This window comes from Pedobacter sp. N23S346, assembly GCF_048515415.1.
Taxonomy (GTDB): domain Bacteria; phylum Bacteroidota; class Bacteroidia; order Sphingobacteriales; family Sphingobacteriaceae; genus Pedobacter.
In genome coordinates this window covers 26599-44527 of sequence record NZ_JBLYEE010000008.1, presented here as the reverse complement: position 1 = coordinate 44527, position 17929 = coordinate 26599, and the positions used below count along the sequence as shown (strand labels likewise).

Genomic DNA, 17929 nt, shown 5'->3' with positions numbered 1-17929 from the left:
TGTAAAAGGGATTTTAGCCAAAATCCCTTTTCAGTACCATTATATCTTTGTTTTTACTGTTAATTACGCAACGTATCGATAGTATTAGTTAAAGTGTCCGTAATTTTGTTACCAAGGCGGTCGGTTTTCTCCTGAATGCTGATTTCTTTACGAACTTCCACTCTATCTACTGTTGTAACTGCTTTGACAGCAATATATGGAGCAATAACGAGTGATACGATCGACATTAATTTGATTAAAATATTCATTGAAGGACCTGAAGTGTCTTTAAATGGATCGCCAACTGTATCACCGGTTACAGATGCTTTATGCGGCTCCGATTTTTTATAAAACATTTCTCCGTTGATCATCACCCCCTGTTCAAAAGACTTTTTAGCATTATCCCAGGCTCCTCCGGCATTACTTTGGAAAATACCCATTAAAACGCCGGTTACCGTAACGCCTGCCAGTAATCCGCCTAAAACTTCAGGACCAAAAGTAAATCCAACTATAATTGGAGAAATCAATGCGATTGCACCTGGCATCATCATTTCTCGAATGGAGGCTTTTGTAGAAATGGCTACACATTTATCGTATTCAGGTTTTGCCTTGTATTCCATAATTCCTGGGATCTCCCGAAATTGACGGCGAACTTCCTGCACCATATCCATCGCTGCTTTACCCACTGCCTGAATACAAAGCGCAGAAAAAATGAAAGGAATCATTCCACCAACAAACAAACCTGCCAGTACCGGAGCTTTATAAATGTCGATTGCAGTAATTCCGGCAATACCAACAAAGGCGGCAAATAGAGCCAGTGATGTTAGTGCTGCCGATGCAATGGCAAATCCTTTACCCGTTGCAGCAGTTGTGTTACCCACAGCATCAAGATTATCAGTCCGTTCCCGTACCTCGGGAGGAAGTTGGCTCATCTCGGCAATGCCACCTGCATTATCCGCAATCGGGCCAAAAGCATCGATGGCCAGTTGCATGGCTGTTGTGGCCATCATACCTGCGGCGGCAATAGCCACTCCGTACAAACCTGCGAAATGGTAAGAAGCCATAATCCCTCCGGCTAAAACCAAAATTGGTATTACAGTTGATTTCATCCCTACCGATAAACCAGCAATGATATTCGTGGCATGCCCGGTGGAGGATTGCTGAATAATAGAATTTACCGGTCCTTTTCCCATGGCGGTAAAATATTCAGTTACTATACTCATAATGGTACCTACCACTAAGCCAACAATAATCGCATAGAAAACATTAATACTGGTGAACGCGTAACCGCGAAGACTCAGGGTTTCTGGTAACATCCATTTCACAATAAAAAAAGAAGCTATTGCCGTTATGATAATTGATGACCAATTGCCAAGGTTTAGTGCCGTTTGAACATTCGATTTGTCATCTTTAATGGTTACAAACCAGGTTCCGATGATAGAAAATATTATGCCTAAACCGCAAATAACCATTGGAAGTAGAATAGGAGACATTCCTCCAAATTTATCTGTAACGGTTATTTCCTGACCCAAAACCATGGTGGCTAAAATAGTGGCTACATAAGATCCGAATAAATCGGCGCCCATACCTGCTACGTCACCTACATTATCACCTACGTTATCAGCAATGGTAGCGGGATTCCGAACATCATCTTCGGGTATTCCGGCTTCTACTTTTCCAACTAAATCTGCGCCAACATCTGCTGCTTTGGTGTAAATACCGCCCCCAACGCGTGCAAATAGTGCAATGGATTCAGCACCTAAAGAAAAACCAGTGAGCACTTCGATGGCCGTTCTCATCTCCACACTATTTGCATTGGTAACATGAAACAGTTGTAAGAAAACAATAAACAAACCACCGAGACCTAAAACGGCTAATCCGGCTACGCCTAATCCCATCACTGTTCCGCCGGTAAATGAAACTTTAAGTGCTTGTTTTAGGCTTGTTCTGGCTGCCTGAGTGGTTCTCACATTGGCTTTAGTTGCGGATTTCATTCCGATGTACCCGGCAGTTGCCGAAAATACGGCACCAATAATAAAAGAGATGGAAATGATCCAGCTGGAATGCATGGGAACACCATTAATTTCTGTAATTGTTCCGGAATAAGCTAAAATTGCGGCTGTGAAAACAGCGAAGATGCTGAGTACCCTCCATTCTGCTTTTAAAAAAGCCATGGCGCCATCAGCAATGTAGCCAGCAAGTTCCTGCATGTTTTTATCGCCTGCATCCTGCTTGTTCACCCATGCACTTTTAATCATCATAACAATTATTCCAACGAGGCCCAGCGCCGGAATACTGTAAATTAAATTGTCTTGTAAAAAATTCATAGTTAATATTTGGTTATTGGTTCATATCTATCAGCTTCTTTATGCTATGCTCATCCCTAGCAGAACACTGATTTTGAAAATTTGGTTATTGATTAGCAATATAATAATTTTATTTCCTTATGATGAAATTATTGAATGCGTGAAATTTTGAATAATAGCAGCGATGAATTATAGTGCAGTTGAGCTTATTTATTGATCTATTTAGAAAGCAATCGTACAATTATTATTTAATCAATCTCGACTTGATTTTTCTTATAGCCAAAGTTCAATCATTATTTACAGCTTTTACACCCCGGTCTGCGATCATCCTTCTGAAAGATGAGAATTGCGATCGCCATTTCCTTTGCACGATCGTGTGAACATATTTTCATGGTTTATTTTCTAGGCATTTTGCTAACTAACTTTAATAAAAACACAGACTATACCGAAGAACGCAGTCAATCCCAAGGGCCAAGGAAATCAAAAAAACAGTTGTACAATAGTTTAATATTGCACTATCAAACCTGGAACGCAATGGTTTTGTGTTCATCATTGCAGATTCGAAGCTTAAAATAATTCTGAACACAAAACGAAGTGCCGATGTTTTTTTGATGTGTGTAGGATAAGTGTGAAAGGCCCATAGCTGGATTGACAAAGCGCTTTGGGTACTTTGGCGCTCCAAAATGCGCAGCATTCTTGAACACCGCTAAAAACAATATTAACTGTGAAAAATTACCATGCCTCCGCGGCAAAGAGCGGACGAGAAATCTTTATAAATTAATGGGGTCTACACGCTAGTTCCTGTTTAGGGTATTCAAAGGGCAGATAGTTAAAACGAAAATAGACCGTTCAAATGGTATTTTAATACGTATTATTAATCGAATTCAGGTTTCTATTAAAATAATACAAAGCAACAGGTTCATTTTTCTATTATTATAAATAAATTAGCGACAAACTAAAGCAACAAACTAAACTAAAAAATGGAAAAACTACATGAAGCAGGGGCTTCTAAAAGAAAACTAGGTCTTTTTGATGCTGCAATGCTGGTAATGGGTTCAATGATCGGTAGCGGTATCTTTATAGTAAGTGCCGATATTATGAGAAATTTAGGCTCTGGTTATTGGTTAATTGTAGTGTGGGTGGTTACTGCAGTAATGACTGTTGCGGCTGCTATTTCTTATGGCGAACTCTCTGCTATGTTCCCTAAAGCTGGTGGTCAATACACTTACCTGAAGGAGATTTTCGGTAAAATGATGGGGTTTCTTTATGGCTGGGGGTTGTTTACCGTAATTCAAACGGGCACCATTGCAGCAGTTGCGGTAGCCTTTGGTAAATTTACAGCCTATTTAATCCCAGCTTTAAATGATGCTGCCCCGATTTTTCAAAGTGGTGGTTATAAAATTACCTGGATACAGATTTTGGCTATTTTCGTGATTCTTCTGCTCACTTATATTAATACAAAAGGTGTAGAGAGCGGTAAAGTGCTGCAGAATATTTTTACAGGATCTAAAATTATCGCTTTAATCGGCTTAATTATATTGGGCTTTTTCTTAGTGAAAAACAGTTTTTGGGCTGATAATATGAAGTTTGGCTGGAGCGCTTTCAATAATCTGAAAACTGATGCTGGCGGGAATTTAATGAAAGCCGGATGGGAGTCTATTTCTGGGATGACAATAATGGGTGGGATTGCTGCTGCAATGGTTGGTTCTGTATTTTCGAGCGTAGCCTGGGAAAACGTAACCTTTATTTCCGGAGAGATCGAAAACCCTAAAAAAAATGTGGTGAGATCTATGGTTTTGGGTACTTCAGCAGTTATGATCCTTTATTTATTGGTTAATTTTATTTACCTCAATACCTTAAACAGGGATAGCATCGCATTTGCCGTTAATGATAGAGTTGCTGTTGTAGCTTCCGAGCAAATTTTTGGCAGTGGAATTGGTACTATTGTGATGGCGGTGTTGGTAATGATTTCGACCTTTGGATGCGTTAATGGTATTGTACTGGCGGGTGCAAGGGTTTTTCAAACCATGGCACAGGATGGGATGTTTTTTAAAGCTGCTATTAAAAATAATAAAAATGGAGTTCCGGAAAAATCACTTTGGATGCAAGGAATCTGGGCATCTGTTCTGTGTTTAAGTGGTCAGTATGGTAATCTTTTAGATATGATATCTTTTGTAATTGTATTATTTTATATGATTACTGTGTTTGGTGTGATCTATTTAAGGCTAAAAAAGCCTGATTTGGAAAGACCTTATAAAACCTGGTTGTATCCAGTTACGCCGATTGTTTACCTATTAATAGGAGCCGCATTTTGTATTTTGCTCCTGATTTATAAACAACAATATACCTGGCCTGGTCTTATCATTGTATTATTGGGCGTTCCTGTTTATTTTTTGATTAATAGAAAAAGTGCGAAGCATTAGCTACTAATTTTTATTAAATTGAACGATCAGTCTGTAATAGGTAGCATAATCAATGCTGCCTATTTTTTTTGAAAAAAATCAATTCAAGGCCATCGATCAATCTAATTCTTTCTATGAGATTACATAAATTTGTATACAATTTGAGGAATATGAATACCATTTAGATGTCTGTTATTTAAACTATTTTTCTACAATCTTGTAGGTGTTGAACTTCAAATGATATGATTTTTCAACATTTTATTAAGATTAAATATTCATTTCAAAAGTGTGCCAGGGCATCTTTTTAGCAATCTGCACATTTTAAGCTTAGTTATGTGACTCATTAGCAACTGATAAAGTTTTAAGTTGGCCTGATATTTGGATTTATATTAGCCCATCTAACCTTTATCAATGATAAGCGCATCTTTAAATTTCAGAATACTGCATATCTTTTTTCTAATCTTCCTACTTGGTTCTTTTTCAGGCTGTAATGGTGATCATGCACCTTTTCAGAAAAAAGAATATATGCTTCAGGTTGCAAATGATAAGAAAATGAGTGATGCGCATCTGTTCCTCACTTACATAGATTCCGTTGCTAAGCTTCCGTTAACGAAATTTAGTGAAGCCAATCTTATAATTTTAAACAAGAAATTTTCAGAGTATCTACCGTTAGTGATGCATAATCTATCAAAAGATGATAATGGAAAAAATATTGTGATACAGCTATATCATAAAAGTGATTCGACCAATACAATTCAGGCGGGCGCTATTTTTTTAGTACCAAAACACATTACGGATTCTTTACATATTGCAGATTTTACCCGCTATTTTGGAAGTATTAAAAAAGAAAAGCCATTGATTGGCATCACCGAGCAACCACTGCCGGTTCAGATCACAATTTCTGCCAGTACTGCAATTAAACTAACTTTTAATGATCACGAAAAAATTGAGCAGTCCAAGGTGATCATGGTTGAGGTTTTGAAATATAATTAATTTATAGAATGAATACGCTTTTAAAAATAAGGGAATTTGATGCACATGGAGGCCCATCTAATGTTAAGATGGGTGGCGATGGACATGCACAAACTTCTACTACCGTTGGAAGATTTGTGATCAAAAGCATTGAAAAACATGTAAGCTATGGTAAATATGCGGCATGGTCTGGCATTGCCTGGGGAACCGATATCAGGATTGATGGTGGCGTTGTGATGGTTAAATTTAACGGCAGCTGGAAAAAGTTGACTGATGTAAATGCGCAATGGGGAAAGTATAAAAATGATCAGAAAGGTGTTGCCGATGCTGTACTTAAATATCAACGTACACTTTATCCGGATTCTCCCATTCCAACAAAATGGCTGTTTAACGATTTTGGGCATGTTTCAGTAAAGTATTTTAAAGACATAAATAAGGATCGGAAAATGAATGGGAAGGAGTATATCATGGGAGATTTTATTCATACCACGCCAACAGACGAAGCAGCGACAGCTTCCAGGAAAATATTTCAGTTAGCAGAATCGCATGGTTGCATTCATGTTAAACCAAATGATATAGATACCATGATCGGTAATGGCTATTTAAAAAAAGGCAATACTATAGAGGTGCATCCTTATACTAAAAAGGCTATAGATGCTTCGCACAAGCGGGATACTGCAAAATTACCGTTCGAGGTACATTTCTATCCGGGCATTTATAAAATTGCCATCTATAAATCAATATAAAATTTAAAAATGCTCGCCAATAATCATATTCATTATGGAAAATAAACTTATTGTAGAAATCAATATAGAAGATGTTTCAATTACACATTTCGCCTCTTTTAATCTGGTACAGGCATTTAATCAACACCATTACTTTGAATTGCATTTTAACCACGACCAATTGGGTACCCCAGGGTTAATCAACTTAGATGATAGTCGTGATTTTGTGGGTAAAACGCTCTCCGCATCCTTTGGACATTCACCAGAGCGAATGCAACACTTTGCCGGTTTGGTTACCAAGGTAGAACTTTCACAAAGCCATGGTTACCATGGTGTGTTGATTGTAAGTGGTTATAGTCCAACTATTTTAATCGATCGGGGTGAAGATCTGGGATCTTATCTGGATAAAGATTTAGATGATATTGTAAAACTGGCCACTAAAGATACCCCGACCAATGATTTGAAAATTGTAGCAAACGCAACCAGACAATCAACTATCGATTACCTGATTCAATATAAGGAAAGCGATTGGGCATTTCTGAACCGCTTATCTGGCGAATATCACGAATGGCTGTATTATGATGGCTTGCAGCTGAATTTCGGGAAGCCGGATGTGCAGAAGGATGTAGCGCTCTTTTACGGACGTGATGTACACAACCTGCAATATGCCATGGAAGTTGCACCAATCAAAAATAAACGTTTTGCCTATAATCCTAAACAGGATGAAATGCTGCATAGTGAAAGTAGTGGCAAGGCTGATGGCAACCCTGATCTGGCCCATGCGATAAAGGCATCAAACCTGATGTATAGCAAAACTTTCAATCAGCCGTCATTAATCAGGGTAGATAATGGAAGTGACATTAAAAGCCATGTAGAAAATGAGGAGAAAGCACACATTAGCGAACTGTTAAAAGTAAATGCCAGTGGCGATAATGCCGAGCTGGGCATTGGCACCATTGCTGAAATCACCATGAGCATCAGGCAGGAGATTGCATTCGCCACCGAAAGCCTGGGTAAATTCCTGATCACCAATATCAATCACCAGATTGATGGAACGGGTAAATACAGCAATACCTTCGAAGGTTTGGTGTCTACAACAGAACGCTTGCTGGTAAAAAATTATGATAAGCCTAGTCCGGATATGCAACTGGCAGACGTGCTGGATAATGATGATCCGCAGGGGCAGGGCAGGATTAAAGTGAAGTTTAAATGGGAGTGCCAAACCAACGACCCAACAGAATGGTTAAGGGTGGTGAGTCCCAATGCGGGAAGTGGTGATACCGGTAAAAACCGGGGTTTTCATGTGATTCCTGAAAAAGGAGATCAGGTGGTGATTGCCTTTGAAGAAGGTAATGTGGCGCGGCCAGTGGTGATTGGTAGTGTGTACCATGGGAAGAGTGGTGATAGCGCAGGTTTTAAGAATAGTAATACGAAAGGGTTAACCTCCAGAAAGGGAAGTGCGTTAACTTTTGATGATTTAAACCACGCACTAAATTTGGGGACAAACGGCGCTAATTTTGTGAAGGTTGAAAACGGACCGGGTCAGATTACGGCAGAATCTGCCGAAACAATCGTAATCAGAACGGGCGATAGCAGCATCACCTTAAAAAAGGATGGAACGATTGATATTGTCGGAAAAATTATTAATATTCAGGGTACTCAGGTAATTAATGCCAATGCAGGAAATAAACCTGGGGATGCAGTTAATATTGGCTTAAATGGCACTACGGCCTTAAACCTTGGCAGTTCTACTTATAACCTTGAATCAAAAGGAACGATAATAGTATGTACCGATGCAACATTATCGCAAACTTCAAAAAGTACACAAACAATAACAGGTAGCCAAGTAGATATTAATTAATTATGAGCAGATTTAAATTTTTTGATGAGGAAACAGAGAATAGTACTAATTCTGATCAAGTAAAATTATTTTTAAAAGAGAATGAAAACTTAAACAAACGATTTATGGTTCAAAATCATATTTGCTTTTATGCACTAGGTCAAAAAGTTACAGATGTTAAAACAGATATGATTTGGATAGTTAAATCCATAAAAAAAAATACATTAGGTATAATTGTTGATGTTGAAATAGAATCTCATGAAGTTTTAAATGCAAATCCTGGATTTAATGATATGGTTGAATTTGCTAAAGCTTTTAATTATCCTATGGCTAAACTTGTGTTACAATTAAATGAAAGAGGAAGGGTTGATGCTGTGTTGAACCAAGGAGAAATTTTAGAAAGGTGGAATGAAATAAAGCAGGATGTTCTGACTCCTTTACAATCATCAGACCAAGACAAAGAAGTGCTTAGGAATGGAGATATTCAGTTTAATAATAGTTTAAATTCTATACAAGAAAGCTTGATTTATAATTTGTTTTTTGCGCCTGTATTTGGGGGAAAAAAAATATCTCAAGATTCTATAGTTTATAGTGGGGATATTTTTTCCCAACTTTTTCAAAATCAAAGAATCCCCTATGAATTAAAAGAATCTTGCACTAAGCTAGCTGAAAATGAAGTTTATCTTAATCATATTGCAGTGATAGATAAATACACGTTTTCAGATTTTGGGAAATTATATGCTAAAATGTATAGTGAGTTGTGTGGGCCAAAATTTTTATATGAAACTTCTTTCTCATCGAAATATAGCTATGATATAGCAAGTGGCTTGATAAATGAGTGCGATGCTGTTTTTATAGAAAGAGCAAATGAAAAATTAAAGTATGAATCGATTTATAAGATTAAAGTGATATAATATGGGATCGTTATATGTACCGGATAGAGCCTACTTAGTCTGTTCAGATGGAATGAAAACTCAACAAATAAAAGTTAATAGCCAGAGTTCAATTAAGATAGTTAAGGGAAGATTGGCTGCTACTATCAAGGATCGCACCGGCGATAATTTTGTATGCGCTAAAATGGTAATTGCAGGAGCGATAATAGGTGTCATTGTTGCTGCAATTGTAGCTGCGGCAATAGTTCTTTCTGGGGGTACATTGGCCATTGGTCTCGGAGCAATGTTGGCTGCTGGTGCGGTTGGCGGAGCGGCTATGGGGCTTAATGCTGCTATGATGCCCTGTATTTGTGCAATGCTTACGATGCCTAAGGATTGGACTCCGGTACATCCAAGAGTTACTTTTGAAGATAAAAAAGCACTTATTGATAAATCTATAGTTCCATGTTTATTAGGTGGGTCCGTACAAATACTTTATTCAAAGGAAGCGGCAGAGGCAATGGCATCACTAAACCGGAGTAAAGCAATTGCCAGTGTAGCTGCCATAGCATCAATAGCTTATATTGCAGGCGTAACAATTTCAGCTTTAACTACATCAATAATAGCAGTTAAAGGAACATTCGTTACTTACGGAGCTCTCTCTGGAAGTTTACACCTTGCAGGTATGGCTGGAGTAGGTGGAGCATCGTATGGTGTAAATTCATTATATGATTGGGCAAAGGATGCAACGGGGATAGATAAGTATATCACTGGTGATGCTTATGCCCAGGGAGATAATGGTTATAATCAGATAGATGATATAACAGATATGGCAACAAATAAAAATTTAGGGGCTCCAACAGATGCTTTAGGTAGTGCAACCGATATTTCTAAAAGCCAGGTTTCTGATTTAAATAGGTCTGTGCAGGTTACGCAGACTAGTAGTTCGAGTAACGTTTTCATAGCTAATTCTAACGGTGGGGTATCAGCTCCTGGTACAACTTATTCTCAACAAACAACCGTTTCTTCAAATCAGATTCTGGGCTCTAGCCCTGCGAGAACAGGTGTTAATTCTATTAGTGTCCAAAATGTGGATTATGTAAGGGTTACTCCAAATACAACTGAGACTATAAGATCATCAACAATTACTACAAACTCGACGCAGTTTAATAATAGTTCTATATTAAAAGGTTCTTTTAGTGCATTTGCCGGCAAATACGGGTTTAATATAGCAAAAGGGATTGGCACGAATGCTGTACTTGACTTGGTTAGAGCCTGTGGTAATTGGATAATTGCCGATGATTTAAAAGATTTGCAAAATGCTTTAAATAATTCTGAATCAGCAGCAAGAAATGCTATAACAGTACTTGAAGATGAAGTATAAAATATGTGCCATTTTATCCGTTATTATTCCAATTGCTCTTTTTATATTTATTATGAATAAAAAGGGATCTTTGGAAAAAAATCTTGTTATTAATAAAGCGGTTTTAATTGAATCCAAAAAGATAAGTCGTGGTGCAAGATCTACTGTTGTTTATAGACACAAACTTAAGGGATATGATAATTATCTTGAGGGTACTTATTCAGGTATTGCTGGTCTCTTTATAAATAATAAAGTAAAGGAAATTTACAGAGATCCTCCTCCTGGAACCATTTCGAAAGATATTTATTGGTTAAATCCGGTATTGAAGAGTGAAAAAGAACGAATTGCTTATTTTTATTCAATATTTAATAAGCACAAAGATACCAATTCATCATTATATATATACTTGCATCTAGAGTCGGAGCCTTTTAATAGGTTGTCCTATCAGGCAGATGTTATACAGTATGTTCTTCATAAGCAGATTGGTAGATTAATATTGTTTTTTATAATGATTTTTAATCTGCTACTTTTTACTGGAGCTTTTGTCGGACTTCAAAATAATAAAGCATATATTATTACTTTTTTTATTGTTTTTATTTATCATTTAATATTGGTATTTTTTTAATTATGGATAATCTTACTGCATCAATCAAACTCAGGCTGCCTGTTTCTTTAGGGAAAGCTCTTCTTATCGGTTTTCTGATCTTTGGTGGTTATTTAATTTGCGTAATTCTCTCTTTTGTTTTTCAAAGTTCTATAGATAGCCTGATTGGCGTAAATCCTGCAAAAATGTCAATAATAACTTTGCTCATAATCATATTTATTCCATGGGGATTATTGGGCTGGTTATTAATTATAAAGTTTACAGATTATGGATATCTTAATCTTTATGAAGATCATTTAACTATATCATCGATTGAAAATAAATTGATAAAGAATTATCAGGCCATGGAAATTGCATTCATTAAAATTCAGGATGCTGCTTTTCATATCACCTTTAAAGATGGATACCGTTTTAATTGTGTCAATTTAGGTATGGAAAAAGGTTACATAGAAAAATTATCTAAATTCAGTATTGAACTAAAAACCTTCATAGAAAAAAATAGTATTCCAGTCTCAGAAGGGAGAATTATATAATTGTATTTTTACAAAAAGGGGTGTTTTGAGAAGGAACAAAATTTTGAAAATATAATAGGACAAGTTTAGAAACTAGAACATATTCTTTTAGTAGTTGTTTCATCGCTACCAGCCAAATGTATGCCTAATCTCACTTCTCTGGTATAATGTCTTAAATCTTACCTTCTCAAATCTTACATCTCGTTCAAAAATCGTATTTTTGCCGCAATGGGAACACTCGTAGATTCAGGCATAAAGGGATATAAAAATTACGGTACACATTTACGCGAAAAGTATAAAGGGCAACGCGTATTTAAAGTAATTGTAGATGGCGGTTTTACTTGTCCTAACCGGGATGGAAGCAAGGGCTTTGGTGGCTGCACCTATTGTAATGTAGATTCTTTTACGCCGGAACCATCCAGGCAGAATCCAAATATCAAAGATCAATTGATTGAGGGGATGCTTAGGGCAAAAACGTCTTACCGTGCAGATAAATATATTGTATACTTTCAGCCCAATACTAATACCTATGCACCCGTACATTATTTGAAAATGATGTACGATGAAGCCCTATCCGTAAATACAGAAGATATTGTTGGCTTCTCGGTGGGCACCAGGCCAGATTGTATTGATGCAGAAAAAGTAGCTTTATTAGAAAGCTATGCTGATCGCTTTGATGTTGACCTGGAAATGGGAATGGAGTCAATTTATGATGAAACCCTCGATCAGATTAACAGGGGTTGTAGTCATGGTGAGTTTGTGGCTGCAGTAAAACTTCTGGAGAATAGTAAACTAGATCTTTGCGTGCATACGATTTTTGGTTTTCCCTGGGAAACCAAAGAGCAGATGCTTGGCTATATCCACGAAATTAACCGTTTCCCTCAGATTAAATTCGTTAAATTCCATCATTTACATATAGTAGAAGGTTCAATAATGGGAGCGAAGTATAAAAAAGAGCCATTCAAACTTTTCAGTTTAGAAGAATATACTGATTTACTTTGCGATTTAATTCCATTATTACGTCCGGATATTGTGATCCAAAGACTTTTTGGTGTTTCTGATTGGGATCTGCTAATTGCACCAAACTGGGGGCTTAATAAATCTGCAATTCAAACTTATATGGATAAAGAAATAGAAAAAAGAGGAGTTGTGCAAGGATCTCGATATTTTGTCTAATAATTCATATTTCATTGAAAAAAATATAAAAACCTCTGATTTTTCATAGGTTTTTTGCGTTTGTAGATCTTTTTTGTCATGAATTTTCGTAAAATGTACCTCAATTTAGGTAGTTTAACTAAATTCATGAATTTTGTTTTTATCAAAAACTGCTACCAATATCAGTAGTATTTTCATGAATTTGTATTTAATTGGGTTTAATTTGAGTGGTTTTATAAAAATGTTATGTTTTTGTTAGAAAATTTTCATTTTGTGATGTAAAATTTACAATATGTCGTATTTTTATGAAAATAAATTGACAATAATTCAACTATTTGTATCGGACAAACAAATTAAGCTAAAAAAGATGATTAAACTTTCCTTAAAACAGTATGCGCCTTTCGCGATTTTATTAATCGTCGCGATTTTCGCCTTATTTATTCCACTCCTTCCAAATTTTGATGAGGGTAAATACAGTGGTCCGGATATGGCGTTTATTTTAATTGCTGCGGCATTAGTATTTTTAATGACACCAGGCTTAGCTTTTTTCTATGGCGGTATGGTTCATAGAAAAAACGTACTCTCAACAATGATTAAAAGTGTAGTTGCCGCAGGCGTAATTACTGTGCTTTGGATTGTTGTAGGCTTCAGCTTAGCATTTGGCGACACCATTGGTGGGTTTATAGGAAACCCTTCAACCTTCTTGTTTTTCAAGAACGTTAATTCGGGCGCGCCGCATTTGCAAGGTGGATCGGATTTAACTATTCCGCTATCCTTATTTGCTGTGTTTCAATTAATGTTCGCCATCATTACACCAGGTTTGGTTGTTGGAGCAGTTGCTGAACGGATTCGTTTTACCTCTTATATCTTATTTATTGTATTATTTGCAGTATTCGTTTATTCGCCGTTGGCACATTGGACATGGCACCCAGAAGGTTTCTTGTTGAAAATGGGAGTGCTAGATTTTGCTGGTGGCACTGTGGTGCACATCTCTGCAGGTATGGCCGCATTGGCTGGTGCTTTAGTATTAAAGCGTAGAAAATCGCACATGGAGCATAAAGAAGTTCCACCTGCAAATATACCTTATGTATTAATTGGTACAGGTTTATTATGGTTCGGTTGGTTCGGTTTTAACGCAGGTTCTGCGTTAGGCGCAAGTAGCTTAGCGGTTTCAGCTTTCTTAACCACTAATACTGCTGCCGGAGCTGCTGGTTTATCGTGGATGTTCTTTGATGTGGCAAGAGGTAAAAAACCATCTGTTTTAGGTTTCTGTATTGGTGCCGTTGTAGGTTTAGTGGCCATTACACCAGGTGCGGGTTTTGTAAGCATTCCATCAAGTATATTTATTGGGGTTATTGCTGCGGTAATTTCTAATCTGGTTGTTTCATGGAAACAAAAAACTAGCTTAGATGATACTTTAGATGTATTTCCATGTCATGGTGTTGGTGGTATTGTAGGGATGATTTTGACTGGTGTTTTTGCAACTAAAACTGTGAATAGCTTAGGTGCTGATGGTTTATTCTATGGCAATCCGGCGTTTTTCTTTACGCAGGTTAAAGGTGCTGCAATTGTAATTATATTCAGCTTTGTAGTATCATTTATCATTTTCAAATTTATTAACCTGATTCAGCCAATTCGTGTATCAGAAGAAGAAGAAGAAATGGGTCTTGATGAGTCGCAGCACAATGAAAAATATTCTCAAGGTACTTTATTAGTAGAAGAAAGAGCGATTTATATTGAAAGAAACAGTCCGCTTACCGAACCAATTTCTTAAGCAAGAAACTTATATCTAAACCCAAATAGCTCAAACATGAAGAAATTTTTAATTGCTATAGTTGCTATGGCCAGCACTACGTGTGCCCTCGCTCAAGAGGCACCAACCTCACCACTTGAAATTTCAGGATCTGTTGATACTTATTTTAAGTATGATTTTGCAAAGCAGCCAAATATTAAAACCTCCTTCGCCTCAGATCATAATTCTGTATCGTTAGGGATGATCGATCTGGTGCTTAAAAAGAAAACGGGAAAAGCATCATTCGTTGGAGAACTATCTTTTGGTCCCCGCGGTCAGGCGCAATCATTACTAAATGCAGCAGAAGATGTTTCTTCTTTTCATATTCAAAATTTGTATGTAAATTACGATTTTACTGAAAAATTCTCAATGACAGCAGGTTATATGGGAACGTTTATTGGATATGAGGTGATCTCGCCAGTGGGCAACTTTAACTATTCAACTTCCTATTTATTTACCAATGGTCCTTTCCAAAATGCCGGGATTAAAGCAACTTACAAATTCTCAGATAAAGTAATTTTAATGGCTGGTTTATTTAACGACTGGAATGTTTATACCGCAACCCGTGGGGTATCAAGCATTGGTGGTCAGTTAATGGTTTCTCCTGTTGAAGGATGGACCGCTTACTTAAATATACTATCAGGTGCAGGAAGTGGCGGTTACGGAACCATTGAAGATTTAACCACTTCTTATCAAATTTCAAAAGCATTTAAGTTAGGTTTAAATGCCGCTAATTATGATATTGATAATGATGGTGGTGGTTACGCTGGTGTAGCACTCTATCCTCAGGTTGCTGTGGCTGATGCGGTAACACTTGGATTGAGAGGTGAATATTTTAAATATAAAGAAGTGGCAGGTGTTGCTGGTGATAAATATACCGCTGTCACTTTCACTGCAAACATCAAATCCGGAGGTTTAACCTTTATTCCAGAGGTAAGGTTGGATCACAATGGGAATAAACCATTTTTGAAAGATAATGGAATGGCAGCGCCAAATGCTGGCCAGTTCTCTCTTGCAGCAGTTTATGCTTTTTAAATTTAGTTGTTTATAATATCAGGCCGCCAGCAACATACTGGCGGCTTTTTGTTAACTTTAAATATTACAATACCTTCAACGTAAATCAATGAAATACTTCTTCCTTCTTGTTATTACTTTATTTTCGATCACTTTATTTGCGCAACAGAAACAATTTGCTACAGATGAGAATGGTAAGTTTATTTATTATAAGGTTGTCGATTCGCAGAAGGTAGGTAAAGATGTAATTGTTCAGCGAAGCAAGAGTTTTGTGAGTACCCAAAAAAAGTCTATTAAAACGGTAACAACAACAGATTCATCAATTTTTGCTAAAGGAACATTAATTATTGATAAAACGGTGTTGGTGGTGGGCCATCCAAGCGGCGAAGTAAACTATAACTTAACAGTTGAAGCCAGAAATGGGAAATATAGATTCTGGCTAACAGATTTTGAATTTATTCCTTACCAAAGAGATCGATATGGCAATTTTGTAGCCGCAACTACTGTAGGTACACCTTTAGAAAAAAAGGTAGACAAACTAACTGCAAGTCAATGGAAAGATATTCAGGCTACTGCTTTTGCAAAAGTAGAGAAATTGGCTGAAAGTTTAAAAACAGCAATTGCTACCGATGCTTTGGTAAAATTGCCAGCCAAGCCAGTCGAAACCATCTCAACAAAAAAGTGGTAATGATTAACTATACCTTTCCGAAAATTTCTTCCACTTTTTTATACCTAAAATCAAAAATCCCTTTAATTTTATTTTCAACAATTAAGCTGTTGGCTGCAAGGCCGATTGGCCCCCAGCCAATGCCGTAATGGAGCAAATCCTTCATTAACACACCTTTTTCAGTTTTTTGAAAATGATGTTGATGGTGCCAGAATGAAAACGGACCGAACCGTTGCTCATCAATAAAATATTCTTTGTCTTTTACATGCGTAATTTCAGTCATCCAATTCAGCTTAATGCCAAGCAGTGGAGAGACTTTGTAGGTGATAATCAAGCCAGGGTACATTTTTGTATTGGCCATATCAGGAGTGGTCACATCGAAGGTCATGTCTTTCGGTGTTATTTCAGCTAAATTTAATGGCGATGAAAAGAAATCCCAGGCAGTATCTAAATCAACGGGTATTTCTTGAGTAAATTCTATTCGGTATGTTTTCAATTTTCTACTTTTAAGCTTAACAATAGTTGAGGTGTTTTGTTGTGGACAACCTCTAATTATTAAGTGCTTTAACCGCAAAGTTCGCAAAGTGAAAAGCGCAAAGACTCGAAGTTTGCTGTAGGAAAGTGTTTAACCACAAAGGACACAAAGAAAAAGCACGAAGGGTACCAGCGCTACGTTTTCTCATTTTTTGTCTCGGCGTTAAACTTCGTGACCTCGGTAGTGAGTTTTTTATTTCCTTCGAAATTTAACCGCAAAGTTCGCAAAGTGAAAAGTGCAAAGACTCGAAGTTTGCTGTAGGAAAGTGTTTAACCACAAAGGATACAAAGAGAAAAGCACGGAGGGTACCAGCGCTACGTTTTCTCATTTTTTGTCTCGGCGTTAAACTTCGTGACCTCGGTAGTGAGTTTTTTATTTCCTTCGAAATTTAACCGCAAAGTTCGCAAAGTGAAAAGCGCAAAGACTCGAAGTTTGCTGCGGAAAAGTGTTTAACTACAAAGGACACAAAGAGAAAGGCACAGCGCTGCGTATTTTCATTTTTGTCTCGGCGTTAAACTTCGTGACCTCGGTGGTAAATTTTTTATTTCTTTCGAAATTTAATCGTAAAGAACGTAAAGTAAGTGCGCAGTCACTCTAAGATGCGTAACTTCTAATGCACCATTTTATCTGCACAGGTAGAGCTCGCGAACGCTTCTGGCTTGGCTTTGAAAATAAAACCCATGCTCATAATGTATCCCATCGCATCATTAAGTGCTTTGTTCGATTTGAATAAGGGATTGGTATTGATATCAGCATGAACTTCTAGCGCTACATCATAAACATCTAAGAGGTCGCAAATGGAGTAAGCGATTTCGATAGATTTTTGTACTTCTACCAGCATTCTTTCTTTTATGCTTACTTGTTGTGTGCTTTTTTCCTGGTGGATGTACATGAAGCCACCATGATGTTCCCTTAAAAGTACAATTACGGTTGCAAAATCGGTAATGGCACCCTTCACCTGCGAGTCGGTTCCAACGCAAACTTTAAGTTTGAAGCCATTTTCGGTTTCTCTGATAATAGATTTTTCGATTTCCTCGTGGATAGAAGATTGAATAATTTCGCCACTAAATTTTTTCCAGGTCATACACAGTTTTATTGGGGTTAATAAATGGTAATCAGGTTTTTATAAAAATAAGTGCTATAAATTAAATGTGTGTTAATGTTAAGTTGTTTATTTGCTAACAAATATTT

The 17929-nt window shown here is 37.1% G+C and carries 15 protein-coding genes; 12 read left to right on the top strand and 3 right to left on the bottom strand.

Annotated elements, in window-relative coordinates:
• Positions 1-59 precede the first annotated feature (59 nt).
• Positions 60-2306: a sodium-translocating pyrophosphatase gene (locus ACN1CD_RS14925; protein ID WP_419131183.1), complete on the bottom strand. Its 2247-nt coding sequence runs from the start codon at positions 2304-2306 to the stop codon at positions 60-62.
• A gap of 959 nt (positions 2307-3265) precedes the next feature.
• On the opposite strand from ACN1CD_RS14925, the gene ACN1CD_RS14920 reads away from it, so the two are divergent.
• From ACN1CD_RS14920 to ACN1CD_RS14865, 12 genes are all read left to right on the top strand, one after another.
• The gene (locus ACN1CD_RS14920; protein ID WP_419131182.1) at positions 3266-4708 is read left to right on the top strand and encodes an APC family permease; all 1443 of its coding nucleotides are present in this window, start codon (positions 3266-3268) and stop codon (positions 4706-4708) included.
• Between the two features lie 390 nt (positions 4709-5098).
• The gene (locus ACN1CD_RS14915) at positions 5099-5680 is read left to right on the top strand and encodes a hypothetical protein (protein ID WP_419131181.1); all 582 of its coding nucleotides are present in this window, start codon (positions 5099-5101) and stop codon (positions 5678-5680) included.
• Positions 5681-5688: 8 nt separating this feature from the next.
• The gene (locus tag ACN1CD_RS14910) at positions 5689-6405 is read left to right on the top strand and encodes a hypothetical protein (RefSeq protein WP_419131180.1); all 717 of its coding nucleotides are present in this window, start codon (positions 5689-5691) and stop codon (positions 6403-6405) included.
• Between the two features lie 34 nt (positions 6406-6439).
• Positions 6440-8245: a type VI secretion system Vgr family protein gene (locus tag ACN1CD_RS14905; RefSeq protein WP_419131179.1), complete on the top strand. Its 1806-nt coding sequence runs from the start codon at positions 6440-6442 to the stop codon at positions 8243-8245.
• 2 nt (positions 8246-8247) lie between these two features.
• Complete coding sequence (locus tag ACN1CD_RS14900; protein ID WP_419131178.1) at positions 8248-9138, top strand: hypothetical protein; 891 nt, start codon at positions 8248-8250, stop codon at positions 9136-9138.
• 1 nt (position 9139) lies between these two features.
• Positions 9140-10480 (top strand): PAAR-like protein, encoded by a 1341-nt coding sequence (locus ACN1CD_RS14895; protein WP_419131177.1) that lies wholly within the window; start codon positions 9140-9142, stop codon positions 10478-10480.
• On the top strand, positions 10470-11084 hold the full coding sequence (locus tag ACN1CD_RS14890; protein WP_419131176.1) for a hypothetical protein: 615 nt from the start codon (positions 10470-10472) through the stop codon (positions 11082-11084). The genes ACN1CD_RS14895 and ACN1CD_RS14890 overlap by 11 nt, the downstream gene beginning before the upstream one ends.
• Positions 11085-11086: 2 nt before the next feature.
• Positions 11087-11596, top strand: a complete 510-nt coding sequence (locus ACN1CD_RS14885) for a hypothetical protein (RefSeq protein WP_419131175.1) — start codon at positions 11087-11089, stop codon at positions 11594-11596.
• A gap of 207 nt (positions 11597-11803) precedes the next feature.
• Complete coding sequence (locus ACN1CD_RS14880) at positions 11804-12751, top strand: TIGR01212 family radical SAM protein (RefSeq protein ID WP_419131174.1); 948 nt, start codon at positions 11804-11806, stop codon at positions 12749-12751.
• 346 nt (positions 12752-13097) lie between these two features.
• Positions 13098-14504 (top strand): ammonium transporter, encoded by a 1407-nt coding sequence (locus ACN1CD_RS14875; RefSeq protein WP_419131173.1) that lies wholly within the window; start codon positions 13098-13100, stop codon positions 14502-14504.
• 36 nt (positions 14505-14540) lie between these two features.
• Entirely contained in the window at positions 14541-15557 is a 1017-nt protein-coding gene (locus ACN1CD_RS14870; protein WP_419131172.1) for a porin, read from the top strand.
• 88 nt (positions 15558-15645) lie between these two features.
• Positions 15646-16224 (top strand): DUF4468 domain-containing protein, encoded by a 579-nt coding sequence (locus ACN1CD_RS14865; RefSeq protein ID WP_419131171.1) that lies wholly within the window; start codon positions 15646-15648, stop codon positions 16222-16224.
• A gap of 7 nt (positions 16225-16231) precedes the next feature.
• Here the strand turns inward: ACN1CD_RS14865 and ACN1CD_RS14860 are convergent, their stop codons facing one another.
• Positions 16232-16699, bottom strand: coding sequence for an SRPBCC family protein (locus ACN1CD_RS14860; RefSeq protein WP_419131170.1), 468 nt, complete (start codon positions 16697-16699; stop codon positions 16232-16234).
• Between the two features lie 649 nt (positions 16700-17348).
• Positions 17349-17822 carry a ribonuclease H-like YkuK family protein gene (locus ACN1CD_RS14855; protein WP_419131169.1) on the bottom strand — a complete coding sequence of 158 codons (474 nt, stop codon included), beginning with the start codon at positions 17820-17822 and terminating at the stop codon, positions 17349-17351.
• Positions 17823-17929 lie beyond the last annotated feature (107 nt).